General features: G+C 72.6%; 19 protein-coding genes. 10 read left to right on the plus strand and 9 right to left on the minus strand.

Going from position 1 to position 21,134, the window contains the following annotated elements; translation table 11 throughout:
• The 4 genes from dhbC to NV263_RS19715 form a co-directional block, all read right to left on the minus strand.
• Nucleotides 1-1,251, minus strand: coding sequence for an isochorismate synthase DhbC (dhbC, locus tag NV263_RS19700; RefSeq protein WP_263247897.1), 1,251 nt, complete (start codon nucleotides 1,249-1,251; stop codon nucleotides 1-3).
• 30 nt (nucleotides 1,252-1,281) lie between these two features.
• A complete protein-coding gene (locus tag NV263_RS19705; RefSeq protein ID WP_263247899.1) occupies nucleotides 1,282-2,070 on the minus strand; it encodes a 2,3-dihydro-2,3-dihydroxybenzoate dehydrogenase in 789 nt (262 codons plus the stop codon).
• Between the two features lie 241 nt (nucleotides 2,071-2,311).
• Nucleotides 2,312-3,649, minus strand: a complete 1,338-nt coding sequence (locus tag NV263_RS19710; protein WP_263247901.1) for a carboxyl transferase domain-containing protein — start codon at nucleotides 3,647-3,649, stop codon at nucleotides 2,312-2,314.
• Entirely contained in the window at nucleotides 3,642-5,072 is a 1,431-nt protein-coding gene (locus NV263_RS19715) for an acyl-CoA synthetase (protein WP_263247902.1), read from the minus strand. The genes NV263_RS19710 and NV263_RS19715 overlap by 8 nt, the downstream gene beginning before the upstream one ends.
• Nucleotides 5,073-5,220: 148 nt before the next feature.
• Here NV263_RS19715 and NV263_RS19720 point away from each other — a divergent pair, with 148 nt between their 5' ends.
• The 4 genes from NV263_RS19720 to NV263_RS19735 all read left to right on the plus strand — a co-directional run bounded on the left by NV263_RS19720 (nucleotide 5,221) and on the right by NV263_RS19735 (nucleotide 10,356).
• On the plus strand, nucleotides 5,221-5,931 hold the full coding sequence (locus NV263_RS19720; RefSeq protein WP_263247904.1) for a FadR/GntR family transcriptional regulator: 711 nt from the start codon (nucleotides 5,221-5,223) through the stop codon (nucleotides 5,929-5,931).
• 138 nt (nucleotides 5,932-6,069) lie between these two features.
• Nucleotides 6,070-6,558, plus strand: coding sequence for a VTT domain-containing protein (locus NV263_RS19725; protein ID WP_263247905.1), 489 nt, complete (start codon nucleotides 6,070-6,072; stop codon nucleotides 6,556-6,558).
• Nucleotides 6,559-6,629: 71 nt separating this feature from the next.
• Complete coding sequence (locus tag NV263_RS19730; RefSeq protein ID WP_263247906.1) at nucleotides 6,630-8,741, plus strand: catalase; 2,112 nt, start codon at nucleotides 6,630-6,632, stop codon at nucleotides 8,739-8,741.
• A 184-nt stretch (nucleotides 8,742-8,925) separates the two neighbouring features.
• Nucleotides 8,926-10,356, plus strand: a complete 1,431-nt coding sequence (locus NV263_RS19735) for an amino acid permease (RefSeq protein ID WP_380757705.1) — start codon at nucleotides 8,926-8,928, stop codon at nucleotides 10,354-10,356.
• Here NV263_RS19735 and NV263_RS19740 read toward each other — a convergent pair whose 3' ends face one another.
• A complete protein-coding gene (locus tag NV263_RS19740; RefSeq protein WP_263247909.1) occupies nucleotides 10,357-11,796 on the minus strand; it encodes an MFS transporter in 1,440 nt (479 codons plus the stop codon).
• 262 nt (nucleotides 11,797-12,058) lie between these two features.
• Between NV263_RS19740 and NV263_RS19745 the strand changes: the two genes are divergently transcribed.
• The 5 genes from NV263_RS19745 to NV263_RS19765 all read left to right on the plus strand — a co-directional run bounded on the left by NV263_RS19745 (nucleotide 12,059) and on the right by NV263_RS19765 (nucleotide 15,568).
• The gene (locus tag NV263_RS19745; RefSeq protein WP_263247910.1) at nucleotides 12,059-12,919 is read left to right on the plus strand and encodes a TetR/AcrR family transcriptional regulator; all 861 of its coding nucleotides are present in this window, start codon (nucleotides 12,059-12,061) and stop codon (nucleotides 12,917-12,919) included.
• Nucleotides 12,920-13,007: 88 nt separating this feature from the next.
• Complete coding sequence (locus tag NV263_RS19750; RefSeq protein ID WP_263247911.1) at nucleotides 13,008-13,892, plus strand: BKACE family enzyme; 885 nt, start codon at nucleotides 13,008-13,010, stop codon at nucleotides 13,890-13,892.
• Nucleotides 13,892-14,872 carry a 3-hydroxyacyl-CoA dehydrogenase NAD-binding domain-containing protein gene (locus NV263_RS19755; RefSeq protein WP_263247912.1) on the plus strand — a complete coding sequence of 327 codons (981 nt, stop codon included), beginning with the start codon at nucleotides 13,892-13,894 and terminating at the stop codon, nucleotides 14,870-14,872. Before NV263_RS19750 ends, NV263_RS19755 begins: the two co-directional genes overlap by 1 nt.
• A complete protein-coding gene (locus NV263_RS19760) occupies nucleotides 14,869-15,309 on the plus strand; it encodes a thioesterase family protein (RefSeq protein WP_263247913.1) in 441 nt (146 codons plus the stop codon). The genes NV263_RS19755 and NV263_RS19760 overlap by 4 nt, the downstream gene beginning before the upstream one ends.
• A gap of 91 nt (nucleotides 15,310-15,400) precedes the next feature.
• Nucleotides 15,401-15,568 (plus strand): hypothetical protein, encoded by a 168-nt coding sequence (locus NV263_RS19765; protein ID WP_263247914.1) that lies wholly within the window; start codon nucleotides 15,401-15,403, stop codon nucleotides 15,566-15,568.
• 6 nt (nucleotides 15,569-15,574) lie between these two features.
• Here NV263_RS19765 and NV263_RS19770 read toward each other — a convergent pair whose 3' ends face one another.
• From NV263_RS19770 to NV263_RS19785, 4 genes are all read right to left on the minus strand, one after another.
• The gene (locus NV263_RS19770; RefSeq protein ID WP_263247915.1) at nucleotides 15,575-16,954 is read right to left on the minus strand and encodes an FAD-binding oxidoreductase; all 1,380 of its coding nucleotides are present in this window, start codon (nucleotides 16,952-16,954) and stop codon (nucleotides 15,575-15,577) included.
• A gap of 137 nt (nucleotides 16,955-17,091) precedes the next feature.
• Complete coding sequence (locus tag NV263_RS19775) at nucleotides 17,092-18,027, minus strand: NAD-dependent epimerase/dehydratase family protein (protein ID WP_263247916.1); 936 nt, start codon at nucleotides 18,025-18,027, stop codon at nucleotides 17,092-17,094.
• A gap of 142 nt (nucleotides 18,028-18,169) precedes the next feature.
• The gene (locus NV263_RS19780; RefSeq protein ID WP_263247917.1) at nucleotides 18,170-18,373 is read right to left on the minus strand and encodes a cold-shock protein; all 204 of its coding nucleotides are present in this window, start codon (nucleotides 18,371-18,373) and stop codon (nucleotides 18,170-18,172) included.
• A gap of 251 nt (nucleotides 18,374-18,624) precedes the next feature.
• Complete coding sequence (locus tag NV263_RS19785) at nucleotides 18,625-19,818, minus strand: Glu/Leu/Phe/Val family dehydrogenase (RefSeq protein ID WP_263247920.1); 1,194 nt, start codon at nucleotides 19,816-19,818, stop codon at nucleotides 18,625-18,627.
• Nucleotides 19,819-20,313: 495 nt separating this feature from the next.
• Between NV263_RS19785 and NV263_RS19790 the strand changes: the two genes are divergently transcribed.
• The gene (locus NV263_RS19790; protein ID WP_263247921.1) at nucleotides 20,314-21,132 is read left to right on the plus strand and encodes a hypothetical protein; all 819 of its coding nucleotides are present in this window, start codon (nucleotides 20,314-20,316) and stop codon (nucleotides 21,130-21,132) included.
• Nucleotides 21,133-21,134: the final 2 nt, after the last annotated feature.

A 21,134-nucleotide genomic window follows, 5' to 3' on the forward strand; every position in this document is an offset into this window, starting at 1 on the left:
TCACAGCGACTTCTCCAGGCCCATGGCCGACAGGGCGGTGCGGAACTTCGCGGAGGTCTCGGCCAGTTCCTCGGCCGGATCGGAACCGGCGACGATCCCGCCGCCGGCGAACAGCCGCAGCGAAGCGTCCTCGACGTCGGCGCAGCGGATGGCCACCACCCACTCGCCGTCCCCGGCCGCGTCGCACCAGCCGACCATGCCCGCGTAGTAACCGCGGTCGAACGGCTCCGTCTCGGCGATCGCCGCGCGCGCCGCCTCGGTCGGGGTGCCGCACACCGCCGGAGTCGGGTGCAGCGCGTCGGCCAGTTCCAGCGAGGAGGTGGCCGGGTCGGCGAGGTCACCGGTGATCTCGGTGGCCAGGTGCCACATCGCCGCGGTGGCCACGACCGACGGCCGTTCGGGCACGTGCAGTTCGCGGCAGTACGGCCGCAGCACGCGTGCGACCTGCTCGACCACGGCGGCGTGCTCGCGCAGGTCCTTCTCGGAGGTCTCCAGGGCGGCGGCGCGGCGCCGGTCCTCGTCGGGGTCGCTGCTGCGCGGCCGGGAACCGGCCATCGGGTTGGACCGCACCCGGTCGCCCCGGCGCGACACCAGCAGTTCCGGGCTGGCGCCCAGGAACGTCCGCTCCAGCGCGGGTTGCGGACCGTAGCTGTCGCGGGTGCCGTCCTCACCCCGGCGGGGCAGGTCCACGGCGAAGGCGTACCCGGCCGGATCGGCCAGCGCGAGGTTGCGCAGCACGCCGTGCACGTCGATCGGTTCGGTGGCGGTCAGTTCCAGGGACCGCGCCAGCACCACCTTGTCCAGCCGCCCGTCGGCGATGCGCCGCAGCACGCGTTCGACGGCGCGCTCGTGCTCGGCGGGCGAGGGGACCGGCCGGACGCTGCACTCCGGGGCGTTCGGACGGGGCGGGCGCGGAACGACCGCGCCGAGCGGAGCGGCGCGGACGACCTCGGAGGGCAGCACCAGGTGCGCGGGCAGGTCCTCGCCGAACGGCACCGCACCCACCACGACCGGGTTGCGGCGGCCGAATTCCGTTGCCGCCGCGAGGAAGTCGTCCACCCGCCGGGGCAGGTCCGAGCGCGCGCAGCGGGTCTTGGGCACCGTGGCGTCCACGCCGCGCGCCAGCAGCGCGCCGCGGCGCGGGGAGGAGAAGAAGAACGACGAACCGGCCTCGTACGCCTCCAGCAGCCGGGCCGCCTCGTCGTCGGTCACCGCAGCGAGGTCGGGGATATCGCTGTCGATCGTGGTCATCGGGAACCTTTCCGTGCCGGGCGCGGGGTTTCAGGCGCGCAGCGTCGCGCCGCCGTCGACGTACAGGTCGTGCATGGTGATGTGCCCGGCGCGGTCCGACAGCAGGAACACGACCGCGTCGGCGATGTCGCGCGGGGTGGCCAGTTTGCGCAGCGGGATGCCCACCCGGAAGGTCTCCGGGGATCCGGCGAGGGTGCGCTCGGCGTCGGACTCGTCCGTCCACAGTGCACGCAGCATGTCGGTGTCGGTCGATCCGGGGGCGACGACGTTGCACCGGATGCCGTGTTCGGCCAGCTCCAGGCCCAGGGACTTGGTGAACAGCGTGGCGGCGGCCTTGGACGCCGCGTAGGCGGCCATGCCGTGCCGGGGCACGCCCGCGGCGTTGGAGCTGACCGTGACGATCGCGCCGCGCCGCCGCGGGACCATGCGCTCGGACACCGCGCGGCAGACGTGGAACACGCCGGTGGTGTTCACCGCGAAGGTCCGGTGCCAGTCCTCGTCGCTGATCTCCCGCACGGTTCCAGGGACCAGCACCCCGGCGACGTTGGCGAGCAGGTCGATCGGGCCGCAGTCCTGCTCGACGCGGTCCACGACGCCGCGCACCGCGGCGCCGTCGGCGACGTCGACCGGGTAGGCGAACACCCGACGCCCCTCGGCCACCTGGTCGGCCGCGAGTTCGGCGACGCTCTCGACGTCGCGGTCCACGGCGGCGACGGTGGCTCCGAGCCCGGCCAGCGCCTCCGCCACGGCGGCGCCGATGCCCCGGCCCGCTCCTGTCACCACGGCGACCCTGCCGCCGATGCCCGTCCCGTCGTCCATCGCGCCCTTCCGGTTAACTCAGGCTAACCTAACCTCGCTCAGGTTAGCCTGAGTTTAGGACACGAACGAGGCCCTATCGCTCCCCCAACGGGTGGCATTGATCACCGAGCGCATCCAGAGTGACCAGCTGGTCACTCCGACGGGTCGACAGGGACACCTGCGCGGTCCCGGGATGTGATGGTCGCGCACGACGAGCCGACACCTCCGCCCGGGTGCGGACGTCCGGGCCGGTCACCCCGAGTCACCTCGCGATGTCGCGGGCGAAACCGAGCGCGACGAGGTCCTGGGGGCGCAGGCGCAACCAGCCCGCCAGGTCGGGCACCTCGGACGGGTCGCGCTTGAGGATCGCGGCGGCGGATTCCGGGGCGATCACCGCGAAGTAGGCGTCCGGGGTGATCCAGGTGCGCTCCGGTGCCGCCAGGGACAGCGCGCCGCCCGAGCCGCCCTCGCCGACGACCAGCGTGGTGATCGGCACCCGCGCCTCGGCGACCGCGGTGAACACCTCGGCGATCGCCGGGCCGATCCCGGCCCGCTCGGCGGCCTCGTCGTTGGCCGCGCCCGGGGTGTCGACCAGCGTCAGGACCGGGATGCCGAGCCGGTCGGCCAGCCGGATCAGCCGCGCCGCGGTGCGGAAACCGGCGGGGGTGTTGGCCGTGCCGGTCTGCGCCGCGAAAGCCACCGTGCGCCCCGCCCGGTCGCCGAAACCGCAGATCATGCCGGGGTCCACACCGCCGCAGCGGTCGCCGCTGATGTGGAAGCGGGAGGTGGCGTAGCGGGCCAGGTAGTCCCCGGCGCGCGGACGACGCGGCGAGCGGGCCCGGCGCACCGCCTCCCACCCGGAGCCCGGCAACTGCGCGCCGGTCAGCGACTCGGGCACATCGGCCGGCTCCGGCGTGCGCACCAGCCGCCGCGGGTGCAGCAGTTCGACCAGCCGCGCCAGCACCTCCGGCAGCTCCGCGTCGTCGACGATCCGGTCGACCTGGCCGTCGGCGAGCTTGCCCTCGGCGGTGAACGCCTCCCCCGTCGCGCCGGGGTCGCGCACCCTGCTGCCGCCGAAGGCCACCGCGGCCTCCGGCGAGGCCAGCACCACGTCGGCGGCGGCCGACAGCGCCGCCCACATGCCGCCCGTCGTCGGGTCGCGCAACACCGTGACGTGCGGGATGCGCTGCTGGCGGGTGAGCAGGCAGGCCCGCGCGATGGCCTGCAGCTGGGCCAGCGCCAGGATGCCCTCCTGCATCCGGCTACCGCCCGAGGCGACCAGCGAGATCACCGGTAGCCGCAGCTCGCGGGCCTGCTCGAAGGCGTGCACGATGCGCGCCCCGGCGGCCGTGCCGACCGAACCGCCGAGGAAACCGAAGTCGAAGGCGATCAGCACGGCCTGGCGCCGCCCCACCCGCGCGCGCCCGCACAGCACCGACTCGTCGGCGCCGCTGCGGGCCGCGGCGCGGACGCGCTGCTCGTCGTAACCCGGCCAGCCCAGCGGGCCGTCCGGCTCCGGCCGGTCGGCCGGGAGGTCGAACTCCTCGAACTCCCGGCCGATCGACGCGACGAGCTCGCGCGCCGCGCCGCGCTCAGCCATGGACCAGCGCCTTCTTCTGCACCTTGCCCATCTCGTTGCGCGGCAGCGCGTCCAGGAACCGGACCTCGCGCGGCCGCTTGTGCGGGGTGAGCAGCCGCGCCACGTGGTCGACCAGCTCGCCCTCGGCGACCTCGTGCGCGGCCACCACCCACGCGACGATCCGCTCGCCGAGGTCGGGGTCGGGCTCGCCGGTGACCGCGACCTCGGCGACCGCCGGGTGCTCCAACAGGGCGTTCTCGATCTCGCCCGCACCGATCTTGTAGCCGCCGCTCTTGATGATGTCGGTCGCCTTGCGCCCGACGATGCGGATGTAGCCGTCCGGGGCTCGGGTGGCCATGTCGCCGGTGCGGAACCAGCCGTCGACGAACGCCTCCTCGGTGGCGTCCGGGCGGTTGAGGTAGCCGCTGAACAGGTTCGAGCCGCGCACCAGGATCTCGCCGACCGTCTCGTCGTCGGACGTGGTGATCTCGGCGCCCTGCTCGTCGACGAGCTTGAGCTCCACCCCGGCGAACGGCCGTCCCACGTAACCGGGGCGGCGGTCGCCGTCGGCGCGCACGCCGCAGTTCATGATCGTCTCGCTCATGCCGTAGCGCTCCACGACCCGCTGACCGGTGAGCCGCTCGATGCGCTCGTGCTCCACGGCGGGCAGCGCGGCCGAGCCGGACACCAGCAGCCGGGCGCGGCCGACGGCCTCGGCGATCGCCGGATCCCGTTCGGCGTCGTCGGCCAGCCGGTGGTACATGGTCGGCACGCCGAACATCATCGTGGCCGGTCCGGCCAGTTCCGCTGCCGCCGCCTCCGAGGAGAACCGGCCCAGGTGGTGCACCGAACCGCCGAGCCGCAGCGGGCCGAGGGTGCCCAGGATCAGGCCGTGCACGTGGAACAGCGGCAGGCCGTGCACCAGCACGTCGCGGTCGGTCCACTCCCACGCCTCGGCCAGCGCGTCGAGGTTGGCGCGGATCGCCCGGCGCGGCAGCACCACGCCCTTCGGCGGCCCCGTGGTCCCCGAGGTGTAGACGACGAGCGCGGGCGCCTCGTCGTCCGGTTCAGGCGGGAGCTGCCCGCCCCGCGCGGCGAGGTCGACCTCGTGCAACGGCACGTCGCGCAGCGCCTCCGGCGGCTCGAAGCCGGGCGCGGCCAGCAGCGCCTCCGGTCGGCTGTCGCCGACGATGTGGGCCAGCTCCCGCTCGCCGACCTTCGGGTTGATCGGCACGACCGCGGCGCCCGCGGCCAGACCCCCGACCACGGCCGCGCAGGTCTGCAGCGTCGGCGTCGCCCACACCGCGACGCGCCGGGCCCCGGCGAGGCGGTCGGCGATCGCGGCCGCCACTCCCGCCAGCTCCCGGTAGTCGAGGGCGCGTTCGCCGAAGCGCAGCGCCTCCACGTCGTCGGGCTGCCGCAACTTCGGGAACAGCACGGCCATGACCACCTCCACGCTCGCATTGGTTCACTGGCTGAACCACTTTCCCGCCAGCGCACCCCGCCGGTCAAGAGTGGCGAACTGGCTGGGCCACTGCTCCCGCGGTGCTAGCCTGATCTGTGCTGATCCCACCCCGCTCGGAGGAGCCACGGTGTCCGAAGCCCTGCGCCCGCTGACCCGACCGCGCCTCTACGAGCAGGTCGTCCAGCGGTTGCGCGAACACGTCGCCGGCTCGGGGCTGCGGGCGGGCGACCGGCTGCCGCCGGAACGCGAGCTCGCCGAGCGCCTGGGCGTCAGCCGCGCTTCGGTCAAGCAGGCCATCGTGGTCCTGGAGGTGCAGGGCCTCGTCGAGGTCCGGCACGGCGGCGGCACCTACCTGCGCCGCGAGTCGCTGGAGGTCGAACCGGTCGACGAGCTGGTGGCGCGCAAGCGGCGGCTGCCCGACGTGCTCGACGCGCGGGAGGCGCTGGAGACCAAGCTCGCCGAACTCGCCGCGCGCCGCCGCACCGACGCCGACCTCGCCGAGCTGGACGCGGCGCTGGCGGACATGCGGCGCGCGGTGGCGGACGGGCGGCTGGGACTGGACGGCGACCGCCGGTTCCACGCCGCGGTGACCGCCGCCGCGCACAGCGCACTGCTGGCCGACTTCATGCGCACCATCGCCGACGAGATCGCCGAGAGCCGCGGCGAGTCGCTGCGCCAGCCCGGCCGCCCGGCCAAGTCGCTGGCGCAGCACGAGCGCATCGCCGAGGCGATCCGGGCGGGCGACGCGCGCGCGGCGGTGACCGCGATGCGACGCCACCTGCGCACGGTCAGCCGCGTCCGGCTGCTCGACTGGGACCCGGACGCCGAGGAGCCGTGACCGGCGTGGCGGTCGTCGCAGCAGGCGCCCCCACCCGCCGATGACCGGCGGTGACGCCCGGTACCCTGCCACGGTCCTCGTCCGCCCCTGCGCTGGAGCCGCCTTGACCACGACGCACGCCGCCCCCGGGACGGCGCGATGATCGGGTGGCTGCTGGCCACCGCGGGCACCGCCGCGCTGGGCAGCGTGTTCCCGCTGGTGAACATCGAGATTTACCTGATCGGCGTGCTCTCCACCGTCGACGGGCTGAGCTGGTGGCCGCTCGCGCTGGCCGCCGCGGTCGGCCAGGTCGCGGGCAAGTCGCTGTTCTACCTGGCGGGCAAGGGTGGTTTCCGCCTCGGCGAACGCCTGACCAAGGCGACCGAGAAGCAGCGCCGGGGCCGGTGGGCGGCGTGGCTGGAGACGTTCCACCGCCGCACCGAGCAGCGCCCGTGGTGGGGGCTGGGCGCGCTGTTCGTCAGCGCGATCCCCGGTCTGCCGCCCTACAGCCTGATGTGCGTGCTCTCCGGCGCGGCCGGGCTGCCGGTGGTCGGCTTCCTCACCGCCAGCCTGGCCGGGCGCGGACTGCACTTCCTGATCGTGGCGGCAGCCCCGGAACTGGTCCGGATGCTGCCGTGGTTCGGCTGATCCGCGCATACCGCCCGGCCGCAGCGGGGAACCCGGGAACCGCAGGTTCCACGCGCAGGAGGGGTTCGGAGATGGCCGCCGAGTCGCACGACGCCAAGCACCGACAGCTGGACGAGGTCCGCAAGGACCCCCAGGACACGTACCTGACCACCCAGCAAGGGGTCCGGGTGGACCACACCGACGACGCGTTGAGCGCCGGGGAGCGCGGACCGACCCTGCTGGAGGACTTCCACGCCCGCGAGAAGATCACGCACTTCGACCACGAGCGCATCCCGGAGCGGGTGGTGCACGCCCGCGGCGCGGGCGCCTACGGGCACTTCCAGCCCTACGACGGCTGGCTGGCCGACTACACGGTCGCGAGCTTCCTGACCGATCCGAACGAGCGGACGCCGGTGTTCGTCCGGTTCTCCACGGTCGCGGGCTCGCGCGGTTCGGCCGACACCGTGCGCGACGTGCGCGGTTTCGCGACGAAGTTCTACACCCGGCAGGGAAACTACGACCTGGTCGGCAACAACATGCCGGTGTTCTTCATCCAGGACGGCATCAAGTTCCCGGACTTCGTGCACGCGGTGAAACCCGAACCGGACAACGAGATGCCGCAGGCCGCCTCGGCGCACGACACGCTGTGGGACTTCGTGCAGCTCCAGCCCGAGACGCTGCACATGATGATGTGGTTGATGTCCGACCGGGCGCTGCCGCGCAGCTACCGGATGATGCAGGGCTTCGGGGTGCACACCTTCCGGCTGGTCAACGCCGAGGGCCGGGGCACGTTCGTGAAGTTCCACTGGAAACCCGCGCTGGGCACGCACTCGCTGGTGTGGGACGAGTGCCAGAAGATCGCGGGCAAGGACCCGGACTACAACCGCCGGGACCTGTGGGAGGCGATCGAGGCCGGGCAGTACCCGGAGTGGGAGCTGGGCGTGCAGCTGGTCGACGAGTCCCGCGAGTTCGACTTCGACTTCGACCTGCTGGACCCGACCAAGATCATCCCCGAGGAGGAGGTGCCGGTGCGGCCGGTCGGCAGGCTCGTGCTGGACCGCAACCCGGACAACTTCTTCGCCGAGACCGAACAGGTCGCCTTCCACACCGCCAACGTGGTGCCGGGCATCGACTTCACCAACGACCCGCTGCTGCAGGCGCGCAACTTCTCCTACCTGGACACCCAGCTGATCCGGTTGGGCGGGCCGAACTTCGCGCAGATCCCGGTGAACCGGCCGGTGGCCGACGTGGCGAACAACCAGCGCGACGGCTACGGCCAGCAGCGCATCCACCGCGGTCGCACCAGCTACAGCGAGAACAGCCTCGCCGGCGGGTGCCCGGTGGTCGGCGGCACCGAGGCGGGCGCGTTCGCGCACTACCAGGAGAAGGTGGAGGGCCACAAGATCCGCAAGCGCAGCGAGAGCTTCCAGGACCACTACAGCCAGGCCACGCTGTTCTGGAACAGCATGGCGTCCTGGGAGAAGGAGCACATCGTCGCCGCGTTCCGCTTCGAGCTGGGCAAGGTCGACCACCAGCACGTGCGCGAGGGCGTGGTCGCCCGGCTCAACCACGTCGACCACGAGCTGGCCGTCGCGGTCGCCGAGGGCGTCGGCGTCGCGCCGCCGCAGCAGGCCGAAACGCCCAACCACGGCCGCAGTTCCCCGGCGCTGAGCCAGGCGAACTCGGTGACGGGCACGATCGCCACCCGCAAGGTGGCGGTGCTGGCGGCCGACGGCGTCGACTCCACCGAGGTGGAGCAGATCCGCCGGGGGCTGTCCGAACGGGGCGCGATCGCCGAGGTGCTGGCCCTGCGCGACGGCAAGATCCGCGGCGCGAACGGCGGCGAGGTCGACGTCGATCGGCAGATCAACACGATGGCCTCGGTGGTCTACGACGGGGTGATCGTCCCCGGCGGCGCGGACAGCATCCGCGCCCTGTCCGCCGACGGCTACGCGGTGCACTTCGTCACCGAGGCGTACAAGCACCACAAGCCCGTGGCGGCCAGCGACGAGGGCATGCGGCTGTTGCAGCACGCGGGCATCGCCGAAGCCGAGAAGGCCGGCGGTCCGAACGGGGTGGTGGCCGACCACGGCGTGGTCACCGCCGCGGGCGGCGCGTTGCCCGACGACTTCCTCGCGGAGTTCGCCGCCGCCCTGGGCAGGCACCGGGTCTGGGACCGCGACACCGCGTCCGTACCGGCCTGACCGCCCGGCTCGTCGAGGACCCCGTCGCGCGCGGCGGGGTCCTTCCCATGCCGTTTCCCATCCAGTGGAACGGCGGCACCCGTTCGTCCACTTCGCATACCGAAACAGTCACGCTGCGTCGCCGCGGTTAGGCCGTTCGGGGTGAAGTCTTCTACGGTGCTGCGGCGTGAGCGTATTGCGGACGATGCCAGTCGAGGACGTGCTGGCCCGGGGTTCCCAGGGCGGGCTGGTCCGACGGCTGACCGGGGTCGACCTGATCGGCTTCGGCATCGGAATCATCATCGGGACCGGCATCTTCACCCTGACCGGCATCGAGGCCAAGGAGCACGCGGGGCCGGCGGTGGTGCTCTCGTTCGTGGTGGGCGGCATCGTCGCGGCGCTGGCCGCGCTCTGCTACGCCGAGCTCGCCTCGGCGGTGCCGACCGCGGGCAGCGCCTACACCTACGCCTACGCCACGCTCGGCGAGCTGTTCGCCTGGATCATCGGCTGGGACCTGCTGCTGGAGTTCGCGCTCGGCGCGTCGGTGGTCTCGCGCAGCTGGTCCGGCTACATCGCCAACCTGCTGGGGCTGCCGTCGCAGTGGTTCGGCGAGGACGCGTCGGTCAACCTCGGTGCCATCGCGATCATCGCGGTGCTCACCGTGATCGCGGTGATCGGGATCCGCGAGTCGTCCTGGGTGACCAACGCGCTGGTCGTGGTCAAGGTCGCGGTGTGCGTGCTGGTGGTCGTGGCCGGGCTGTTCTTCGTCCGCAGCGCCAACCTCGTGCCGTTCATCCCGCCCGCGCAGCCCCCGGCGGCGGGCGGCAGCGCGCTGGAGCAACCCCTGGTCCAGGCCGCGCTGGGGATGGGCCAGTCGGTGTACGGCATCGGCGGCATGCTCACCGCGGCGGCCGTGGTCTTCTTCTCCTACACCGGTTTCGAGGCGCTGGCGAACCTCGGCGAGGAGACCCGGCGTCCGAAGCGGGACCTGCCGGTGGGGCTGCTCGGCAGCCTGGCGGTGTGCACGGTGCTGTACGTGGCGGTGGCGTTCGTGCTCAGCGCGATGGTCGACTACCGCAAGATCGACGAGGGCGCCCCGCTGGCCGCCGCGTTCCAGTCGGTCGGCCAGCCGTGGGTGGCCGCGCTCATCGCGCTCGGTGCGGTGGCCGGGCTGACCTCGGTGATGATGGTCGAGCTGGTCACCATCGGCCGGATCGGCTTCGCGATGAGCCGCGACGGCCTGCTGCCCGCCAAGCTCTCCCAGGTGCACCCGAAGTGGGGCACGCCGCACCGGATGACCCTCGGCGGCGCGGTGCTGATCATGGTGCTGGCCGGGTTCGTCCCGATCTCCGAGTTGGCCGACATGGTCAGCATCGGCGCGCTGTCCGGTTTCCTCATCGTCGCCCTGGCGGTGCCGGTGCTGCGCCGCAGGCGCCCGGACATGCCGCGGCCGTTCCGCGTGCCGCTGTCCCCCTGGCTGCCGATCGTCACCGCCGTGGCCTGCCTGTACCTGATGGCCAACCTGAGCGTGATCACCTGGGTGCGCTTCGGGGTGTGGCTCGTGGTGGGCCTGGTGATCTACTTCGGCTACGGCCGCCGCCACGCCAAGCTCGGCGCACCGGCCGCCCGGGGCTGATCACGCGTCGCGAGCCCGGCGGGCCTGCACGATCTCGGCGATGCCGACCAGCAGCGCGGCGGCGACGAAGCAGACCGCGACGATGAGGCCGGTGGAGATCGCCGCGTCGAACCCGCCGGTGGCCAGTTCGCCGAAGAAGAGCCCGGAGGCTGCCGCGGTGCCCAGCGCCGAGCCGATGCGCTGCCCGGTCTGCTGGACGCCCGCGGCGGTACCGCCGTGCCGGGAGTCGATCTCGCTGAGCGTCACGGTCTGGTTCGGCGAGATCACCAGACCGCTGCCGACCCCGGCGACGAGCAGCGGCAGCGCGGTCACCAGGCCCGCCGTCTCGCCGGGCCGGGTCGCCAGCAGCACGTCGGTGGCCAGCAGGCCGAGCAGCGCGCCGCTCAGCCCGATGATCACCAGTCGCCGTCCGAGGCGGTGCACCACGCGCCCGCCCAGCGCCGAGGACACCGCGGAGCCGACCGCGAACGGGGTGAGCGCCAGCCCGGCCTGCAGCGGCGAGTACCCCAGGCCGCGCTGGAAGTACACCGCCAGCACGAAGAAGATGCTGGTGAACCCGGCGAAGTAGAGCAGCCCGAGGCTGCTGCCGAAGGCGTAGCTGCGGATCCGCAGCAGCGACAGGTTCACCAGCGGGTGGCGTCCCCGCGCCCGGTAGCGGGCCTCCCACCACACGAAGGTGGCCAGCAGCACCAGGGCCACCGGCAGCAGGAACCACGGGCTGCCCCCGCTGCTCTCCTGCTGCACCAGCGGCAGCAGCAGGCACAGCAGTCCGCAGCCCAGCAGCAGCACGCCGACGAGGTCGAGGTTCTGCGCCTCGTCGCGGCGCTTGCGGTCGCGCGGCAGCACGCGCAGTCCGTAGAGGATCGCCGCCGCGCCGATCGGCAGGTTCACGAAGAACACCCACCGCCAGCCGTGTTCGTTGCCGGCGAGCTGGATGATGAGCCCGCCGAGCAGCGGCCCGATCGCGGTGGAGATGCCGACCACGGCGCCGAACAGGCCGAACGCCCTGCCCCGCTCGGCTCCGTGGAACAGCTGCTGCATCAGGCCGAGCACCTGCGGGTTGAGCATCCCGCCGGCGACGCCCTGCAACAGCCGCGCGATCACCAGCCACAGCGGTGTCTGCGCGAAGCCGGCCAGGGCGCTGGCCGCGGTGAAGGCGACCAGCGCGACGAGGAACATCCGGCTGCGCCCGCGGTCGTCGCCGAGGCGGCCGGCGGGGACGAGCACGAGGCCGAACGTCAGCGCGTAACCGGAGACCACCCAGGACAGCGCCGCCGACGGAGCGCCGAGTCCCTGCTGGATCGACGGCAGCGCGACGTTGACGATGCTGACGTCCAGCAGCGTCATGAACCCGGCCACCAGGCAGATGCCCAGGACGTGCCAGCGGCGCACGTCCTCCGCGGCGCGGTCGGTGGTCTCCGTCTCGCTGCGCTCGCTCATGTCACCTCTTCGTGTAAACCTGCGGGACGTTCTCCAGCTCAACATGCCGACCGCCGCCCCGCACAAGCGCCGTCCGTTGCGAATCGACTGACCTATCAGTCATCCCCCGGACAGCCGATACCGCGAGCAACCAACGCGGAAGAGTTTCCGCACGTCATTCCGAATAACCCAGCGTACGGGCAACGCCCCGAGATGCACCCGATGATCGCAATCCAGACCCCGATGATTGCGATTCTCGCAATGGACTGCTAGCGTTCCTGGCGTGCAGGACACGACGGCCGCGTTGCGCCAACGAGTGCGGGACGTGTTGCGCCGGTACCCGGACAGCCAGCGCGCCTTCGCCGAGCGGATCGGACTGGACCCGACCAAGCTGTCCAAGTCGCTGACCGGGACCCGGCGGTTCACGCCGGGCGAGTTGACCCGCATCGCCGAGGTCTCCGGGGTGACGGTCAACTGGCTGATCAACGGCCGGGACGACGCCGAGACGGTGGCCGCGGCCCCGCGGCGCTCGGCCCGCAGCGGTCCCGAACCCGGCGACTCCCGGGAAGCGGGCCGCTACCAGCAGATCCTGGACGCCGCGTGGAAGCTCATCGCCGAACGCGGCTACCACTCGGTGCGGATCTCCGACGTCGCCCAGGCGTGCGGGACCAGTGCGGCCACCATCCACTACTACTTCCCCGGCCGCGACGACCTGCTCACCGAGACCCTGCGGTACTCGGTGCGGCTGGCCTTCGACCGGCAGGTCGCCGAACTGCACAGCATCTCCGACGCCCACGAGCGGCTGCTGCGGCTGGTCGAGCTGCAGCTGCCCACGCCCGGCCTGCTGCGCTCGGAGTGGTCGATCTGGCTGCAGGTGTGGAACGAGAGCGCGCTCAACCCGGACCTGCAGGTGCTGCACAGCGATTCCTACACCCGGTGGCACGAGACGATCGCCCGCACCATCCGGCAGGGCCAGCAGCAGGGCGTGTTCACCGACACCGATGCCGAAGAACTCACCGTGACGCTCACCGCGCTCGTCGACGGCCTGGGCATCCAGGTGCTCACCGGCCGTCCCGGCCGCTCCGTCGAACGGATGCGGCGAGTCCTCCGCGACTTCGTCGAACGCGAGATCGTCCGGCACTGACAACCCCGCTCTCCCCCACGCCGAAGACCTCCTCGGCGCGCCCCCGCGCGCCCAGGTGAGCACGCCGTCCCCACGAAGGGAGAACCCCATGAAGAACGAAGTGATCATCACCGCCGCCCTCACCGGTGCCGGCGACACCACGGGCAAGAGCGAGTTCGTCCCGGTCACCCCGGAGCAGATCGCCAAGGACGCCGTGGACGCCTACAACGCCGGCGCCGCCGTGGTGCACATCCACGTCCGCAACGTCGAGACCGGCCAGGGCTCCCGCGACGTCGCGCTCTACCGCGAGGTGGTGGAGCGGATCAAGGACACCGGCATCGACGTCGTCATCAACCTCACCGCCGGGATGGGCGGCGACCTGGTGATCGACCAGGACGACCCGCTCAAGCCGGTCGACGGCACCGACCTGGTCAACGGGCTGGAGCGGCTGCCGCACGTCGAGGAGCTGCTGCCGGACATCTGCACGCTGGACTGCGGATCGCTGAACTTCGGCAACGGCAGCCAGCTCTACATCTCCACGCCGGACATGATGCGCGCGGGCGCCCGGCGCATCCAGGAACTCGGCGTCAAGCCGGAGCTGGAGATCTTCGACACCGGCAACCTGTGGTTCGCCAACCAGATGATCGACGAGGGCCTGATCGACGCCCCGCCGCTGTTCCAGCTGTGCTCGGGCATCCCGTGGGGCGCCCCGCCGGACCCGGGTCTGCTGCAGGCCCAGGTGAACATGCTGCCCGAGGGCGCGAACTGGGCCAGCTTCGCCATCGGCCGCAACCAGCTGCGGTGGGTGGGCCTGACCGCCGCGCTCGGCGGCAACGTCCGGGTCGGCCTGGAGGACAACCTGTACCTGAGCAAGGGCGTCAAGGCCAGCAACGCCCAGCTCGTGGAGCGCGCGGTGACGATCGTCGAGGCGATGGGCGGCAAGATCGCCACGCCGGAGACCGCACGCGCCGAACTCGGCCTGACCAAGCGTTGATGAAGGGACGCACCGAGGTGAACGAGCACACTCCCGCACCCGAGGCGGTCCGGCGGGTCGCCTGCATCGGAGCCGGCGTGATCGGCGGCGGCTGGGTCGCGCACTTCCTGGCGCGCGGCTACCAGGTGATCGCCTGGGACCCGGCCGAGGGCTTCGAGGACAAGCTGCGGCGCCTGATCGACGCCGCGTGGCCCGCGCTGACCGAGCTGGGCCTGGCCGAGGGCGCCTCCACCGACAACCTGGTGATCGCGGCGACCCTGGAAGAGGCGGTCGCCGACGCCGAGTTCGTCCAGGAGAGCGCTCCCGAGGACCTGGCGCTCAAGCAGGACCTGCTGGCGCGCATCGACGCGGCGACCCCGGCCGGCGTCGTGGTGTCCTCGTCGACCTCCGGCTACGGCATGACCGAGATGCAGCGCGACTGCCCGACACCGCAGCGGCTGGTCGTCGGCCACCCGTTCAACCCGCCGTACCTGATCCCGCTGGTCGAGGTCGTCGGCGGCGAGCGGACCGAGCAGTGGGCCGTCGAGTGGGCCTCGCGGTTCTTCGAGGTCGCGGGCAAGTCGGTCATCACCATGGACCGCGAGGTGCCGGGCTTCATCGCCAACCGCCTGCAGGAGGCGATCTGGCGCGAGGCGCTGCACATGGTCGCCAACGGCGAGGCCACGCCCGCGCAGATCGACGCCTCGATCACCGAGGGCCCGGGGCTGCGCTGGCCGCTGCTCGGCCCGTGCCTGACGTTCCACCTGGCGGGCGGCGAGGGCGGCATGGCGCACATGCTGGACCACTTCGGTCCGTCGCTGAAGTCGCCGTGGACCCGGTTGGAGGCCCCGGAGCTGACCGACGAGCTGCGCGACGCGATGGTCAAGGGCTGCGAGGAGGCGTCCGACGGCCGCAGCATCGCCGACCTGGTCGCCGACCGGGACCGCGCCGTGATCGCGGTGATGCGCGCGATCGACGGCGTCCGGAAGGGCCGGTCGTGAGCGGCATCGAGGAGTTCCGGCAACACGTCCGTCCAGAGTGGATCGACTACAACGGCCACCTCAGCGAGGCGTACTACGTGCTGGTGTTCGGGTTCGCCACCGACGCGGTGATGGACCAGATCGGTCTCGACGAGACGTACCGCCGCGACACCGGCTGCTCGCTGTACACCGTGGAGGCGCACGTCCGCTACCTGCGCGAGGTCGCGCCCGACTCGGAGCTCGTGGTGACCAGCCGGATCGTCGGCACCGGTGCGAAGAAGTTGCGGCTGTGCCACGAGATGGCCGTGGACGGCGAGCTGGTGGCCACCGAGGAGATCATGGCGTTGCACGTGGACGGCGAGCAGGGCCGCACCGCGCCGTTCCCGGACGCGGTGGCCGACCGGATCACCGCGCTGGCCGAGGAACCGCCGGACTACGCCGGCCGCGCCATCGGCTGACCCGGGGCCGGCGCGGTCCACGAGGGCGGACCGCGCCGGCTCCGGCGGCGTAGGGTGGGACACGACCCGGCAGCACGCGTGGAGGAGCCCGATGAACCCCGAGACCCCCGAAGCCGACGCCGTCGAGCAGGCCCGCCAGGAGGTCCCCGAGGAGGAGACTCCGGTTCCGCCGGAGGTGCCCTTCGACGCCGACCCGGCCGATCTGGTCGACCAGTACCGCGAGATCCCCACCGACGACGACTTCTACGAGCACGACTGAGCCGGCTCAGCCGTCCGGGAGGACCCGTCCCGGGTTGAGGATGCCGTGCGGGTCGAGCGCGTTCTTGATCTGCCGCTGCGCCCACAGCGCGGCCGGGTCGAGTTCGCGGCCCAGCCACCGGCGCTTGAGGTGGCCGACGCCGTGCTCACCGGTGATGGTGCCGCCCAGTTCCAGTCCGAGCGCCATGATGTCGTCGAAGGCCCGCTGGGCGCGTGCGCTCTCGTCCGGGTCGTCGGCGTCGAACGCGACCACCGGGTGCATGTTGCCGTCACCGGCGTGCCCGGCGCACAACACCTGGACGCGCTGCTCCTCGGCGATGCGTTCCAGACCCGTCACGAGGTCGACGAGCCGGCCGCGGGGCACGCACACGTCGTCGATCAGCAGCGCGCCGAGGTGTTCCTGGGAGTCGCCGATCAGCCGGCGCGCCTGCATGAGCATCTCCCCCTCGACCGGGTCGTCGGCGACGACGACCTCGGTGGCGCGGAAGGAGCGGGCGACCCGTTCGAAGGCCGCGAGGTCGTCGGGCGCGGCGTCGCCGCGGTCGGACTGCGCGATGAGCATGCCGGCGGTCCCGTCCGGGAAACCCAGGTCGGCGACCCGCTGCACGCAGCGCACCGTCGGTTCGTCCATGAACTCCAGCACCGACGGCCGGTAGCCCTCCCCGAGGTACCCGGCCACGGTCCCGGCGGCGTCGGCGACGGTCGGGAAGAACGCCACCGCCGTCAACGGCCGCGCCGAGGCGGGCCGCAGCGCGACGGTGACCTCGGTGACCACGCCGAGCGTGCCCTCGGAGCCGACGATCAGGCGGGCCAGGTCGTACCCGGCGACCCCCTTGGCGGTGCGCCGCCCGGTGCGCATCACCCGGCCGTCGGCGAGCACCACCTCCAGCTCCCGCACGAAGTCGCCGGTCACGCCGTACTTCACGCAGCACATGCCGCCCGCGTTGGTCGCCACGTTGCCGCCGATGGTGGACACGCTGCGGGAACCGGGATCGGGCGGGTAGAACAGCCCCCGCTCGGCGGCGCGGGCGGCGAGCACCCCGTTGACCACGCCCGGCTGGACCACGGCGAGCTGCTCGTCGACGTCGATGTCGAGGATGCGGTCCATCTTCTCCACCGACAGCAGCACGCAGCCGTCGACGGCGTTGGCTCCGCCGGACAACCCGGAGCGCGCGCCCTGCGGGACCACCGGCACGCGGTGCTCGTCCGCCCAGCGCAGCGTCGTCGCGACGTCCTCTGTGGACCGGGCGCGGACCAGCACCGAGGGGGTGCCCGCCGGGCAGAAGGTCGCCCGGTCCCGGCGGTGCGCCTCCAGCACGTCGACGTCGTCGAACACGCTGCCCTCCGGCAGCAGCTCCCGCAGCGGGTGCACGCCTGTGGTCGTCATGCTCACTCCGGCTTCGGTCTGGGCCACCCGGACGGGTGGAATGGTCCGACCGGAAACCTATCCCGCCCGAGGCCGGTTTCCCAGAGCGCGGACGGCACCGGAACCGACCTGGAACGATCCGGACGTCCAGAGTGGACTCACACCGGCCAGAGGCCGAACATCTCGGCGAAGCCCTCGCGCCAGCTCGGCCAGGCGGGTCGCCAGCCCAGCTCCTCGCGGATCCGGAAGTTGGTGGCGGCGCGCTGCTCGGTGAGCTGGTGCACGGTGAGCGCGTCCAGCTGCGCCCGCGCCTTGTCGAGGCTCAGCGTCACCGGAGCCGGTCCGCCCGCCATGCGCGCGTAGGCGGGCAGCCACTCGGCGCACTCCGCCGGCTCGTTGTCGACCACGTTGTAGGTACCGGTGACCTCCTGGTCCAGCACCTCGACCAGCGCCTGCGCGGCGTCGTCGACGTGCGTGAACGAGGTGAGCCCGACCCCGTCCTCGACCAGCGGCAGGGCGCTGCCGCGCACCTGCTCGTGCACGGCGCCGCCGGGCGCGAACCGCGTCCCCGGTCCGTACAGCGAGCCGTACCGCAGCACCGCGCCCGCCACGTCGGGGCGACCGAGCACCGCCTGCTCGGCGACGGAGAGCGAGCGCACCACCTCGCCCCAGACCCCCGTCGCGTCCGTCCACAGTGGAGCCGACTCGTCGAGCACCTCGCGCCCGCAGGGCCGGTAGGCACCGGTGCTGCTCTGCGCGACCACCCGCCGGGCACCGGCCGCGGTCGCGGCGGCGACCAGGTCGGCCGTCTCGCGACCGCGCCGCGCGCAGCCGCGCAGCACCTCGCCGTCCCCGGCGGCGAGGTCGGCCGCGAGGTCCACCAGGGCATCGGGAGCGGCGTCGCGGACCGCCGAGCGCAGCGCCCGCGCGTCGTCCGGCTCGGCCACCACCACCTCGTCGACCCGATCGGGGTCGACGAAATCACCCGGTCCGCCGACCAGCGCCGTCACGTGGTGACCGCGTTCCCGCAGCCGCGCGAGCAGCGGGCCACCGACCACCCGGGACGCCCCGGCGACGACGACACGCAAGGTCACCTCGACCTCCACCGCGTCCGACAACAGCGGCCTGGAAGCCTACCCGGGCAGTTGTCACCGTGAAGAGTGAAAGTCAACGGTTCGGAAACGACGCCGGGGCGGCGGGCATCACGCCCGCCGCCCCGGCAGTGCCGTGCTCGGCTCAGATGGTGCGGATCTGAGCCGCCTGCGGCCCCTTCGGGCCCTGAGCGATCTCGAACTCCACCCGCTGGTTCTCGTCCAGCGTGCGGAAACCGGTGGCGTCGATCGCGGAGTAGTGGGCGAAGACGTCGGCGCCGCCGCCGTCCGGGGTGATGAACCCGTAGCCCTTCTCCGCGTTGAACCACTTGACGGTACCGGTAGCCATTCTTGCTTTCTCCTGTTTCGTGTGGCCAGGGTCAACACTGCGCAGACCCCAAGTCGCCGAGATGATCACCCCGGGCCGAACGGCCTCCGGCACGAAAAAGTGCCTGCGTTCTGGCAGGCACTTTCCAGTACTGCTGGGAACCAAAACTGCAACTACGGCAACGCTAGCACTCCCACACCGGGTTGTCACACGTTCACCCGGCCGTGTCGGGCGGGACAATTCCACCGGAAATCACCCCGCCCGACCCGTGGTCACGGAATGCTGAGCAGCGTGCGCCCCTCGGCTTCGGCGACGCGGTTGAGCTCGGTCTGGTCGTCGGCCAGCCGCAGCGCCGCCCGCCGCGGGGTGACGCCCTCGGCGTCCCAGGCGGCCAACAGCGGGGGGATCTTGGCCAGCATCTCCTCGCGCAGCACCTGGAACGAGCGGACCGGGTCGGCGTCCACGCGGCCGAGCAGCAGCCACCACGCCCACGCCGCGGCGCCCGCGTTGGCGACGAAGTCCGGGATCACCGGGATGCCGCGGGCGGCCAGCAGCTCCTCGGCGTCCTCGGTCACCGGGGTGTTGGCGGCCTCCACGATCACCTTGGCCGCCACGTGCGGGACCTGCTCGGCGGTGATCGCGAAGGACACCGCGGCCGGGATGAGCACGTCGACGTCGGCCGAGAGCACCGCCTCCCGCGGCAGCCGCCGCACGTGCTCGGGGACCTGCGACCGGTCGATCTCGCCGAAGCGGTCCCGGGCGTCCAGCAGCGCGGGCACGTCCAGGCCGTCGGGGTCGTACAGGGTGCCCTTGGCGTCCGCCACGGCGACGACCTTGGCCCCGGCCTCGTGCAGGTAGTACGCGGCGCCGCCGCCCATCGTGCCCACGCCCTGGACCGCGACCGCGGTCCGGTCCGGCGCCCAGTCGCGCGCGTGCAGCACGCCCAGGCAGCACTGGGCGACCCCGTAGCCGCCGACCACGTCGCCGAGCAGCAGACCGCCCGGCACCGGCGAGTTCAGCCCGGCCCGCACCCGGAGCAGCGTGTGCTCCACGTCCGGGGCCCGGCGGATCGCCGCGTGGTAGGACTGGTGCAGCCCGAGGTCGGCGAAGACCTCGTCGATCAGCTGCTGCGGGACGCCCAGGTCCTCGGCGGTCACCCAGTGGGCGTCCACCCACGGGCGCATCGCGGCGATGAACCGGCGCAGCACCTCGGGTGCTCGCGGGTCCTTCGGATCGCAGTCGATGCCGCCCTTGGCGCCGCCGACCGGAAGGCCGAACACGGCGGTCTTGCGGGCCATCCCCAGTGCCAACGCCTCCACCTCGGCCAGCGTGCAGCCGACCCGCATCCGGGTCCCGCCGGTGGCGAGACCGGACACCAGGCTGTGCACGACCAGGTAGCCGCGCTTGCCCGTCACCGGGTCTGTCCAGATCACCCTCATCTGCGGGTCGCGGTCGACGAGTGTCACCGGCCGAACCTCCTCCCAGCTCGCATGCCGAGCACGGGCGCGCGTCGCCCGCGCGGGGTTAAGGGGAAAACAGGTTGAGCACACCTCGATCAGGTCGTCGACGACCTGATCGCCCGCGCTGCCCGCGGCAGCGACGGTGTTCGGTCAGCGATGTCGCAGCCAGAGCGACGACGAGGACATCCAACGCGCGGGACGCGGATGGCCGTGCTCGTGAGCCCGCATGGTCACCTCCGCGTCCGCCGGGAACGGCTCGAAGCTAAACGGCGCGGAGAATGATTGTCAACAATCCGCAGATCGGACATGGCAGGCGTCAGCGGAACGGGTGGTCGCACCCGTCCGGGTAGCCCACGCGTCGGCCGTCGAAGATCATCCTTTCGGGGTCTTAAGATTCCGGGCGCGGCGGGCGAAGAGACGCCGCGACGATCTTGCAGGGGGCACGGCCGAACCTGGGCGGAACGGCTCCCGAGGTCCGCGTGCGACTGGGAGGATGCAGGCATGAGCCAACCGGGATCCCACGACCGTCCAGCGAGCCTGGACCAGGCCGAGCAGCAGCAGCTCATCCAGGAGATCGGCCGGGTGATCGCGCAGGCCCTGCCCCCTGGCTGGCACGAGGTCAACGTCGAGTACCGGGCGCTCGGTGCCCACCACGAACTGGCCGCGCAACTGACCGCGCCCAACGGCACCGCCGTGCCGCTCGCACCGCCGCGGGAGGTGACCGGCCTGTTCGACCGGTTGCGGAACGGCATGTACCAGCCGGACCGCGGCACCTGGGTCAGCGCCCTGTACCGGCTGAAGCGGCCCGGCAGCTACGCGGTCGACTTCAACGGCGACTACGAGCCCGCCTGGAAGAGCGCTCCCCCGCCCGAGGCGTACGCCGAGGAGCTGCGGCTGCACCCCAGGCCCGGGGCGTCGACCCCGGCGTGGCTGGCCGAGCGCGGCGGCGCGCCGGGGCTGCGGACCGCGGAGGTCTTCGACGGCAGCGGGCGGCCGATCACCGAGCGGCCCGCCGTGCGGCCCGAGGAGCGCGACCAGGTCGTGGAGTACCTGGAGCGCGCGCCGATCGTGCTCGCCGCGCGCAGCTACGACGCCGACCGGCTGGATCCCGAGGGCGCTGCGGCGGTGCCGATGACCTTCCACACCGACGGCACCTGGATCTGGCCCGGCGCGGTGGGCTACTACCTGCGGTGGCACGACGTGGCGCCGCAGCCCGACCTGGTGGCGCACATCCGCGAGCGCGGGTTCCGGGTGCCGGAGATCGACGAGGCGACCCGCGACCGCGCGGTCGCGACGATCACCGGCGAGCCGGTGCGCTGACC

The organism is Saccharopolyspora rosea (genome assembly GCF_025643595.1).
Taxonomy (GTDB): Bacteria; Actinomycetota; Actinomycetes; order Mycobacteriales; family Pseudonocardiaceae; genus Saccharopolyspora; species Saccharopolyspora rosea.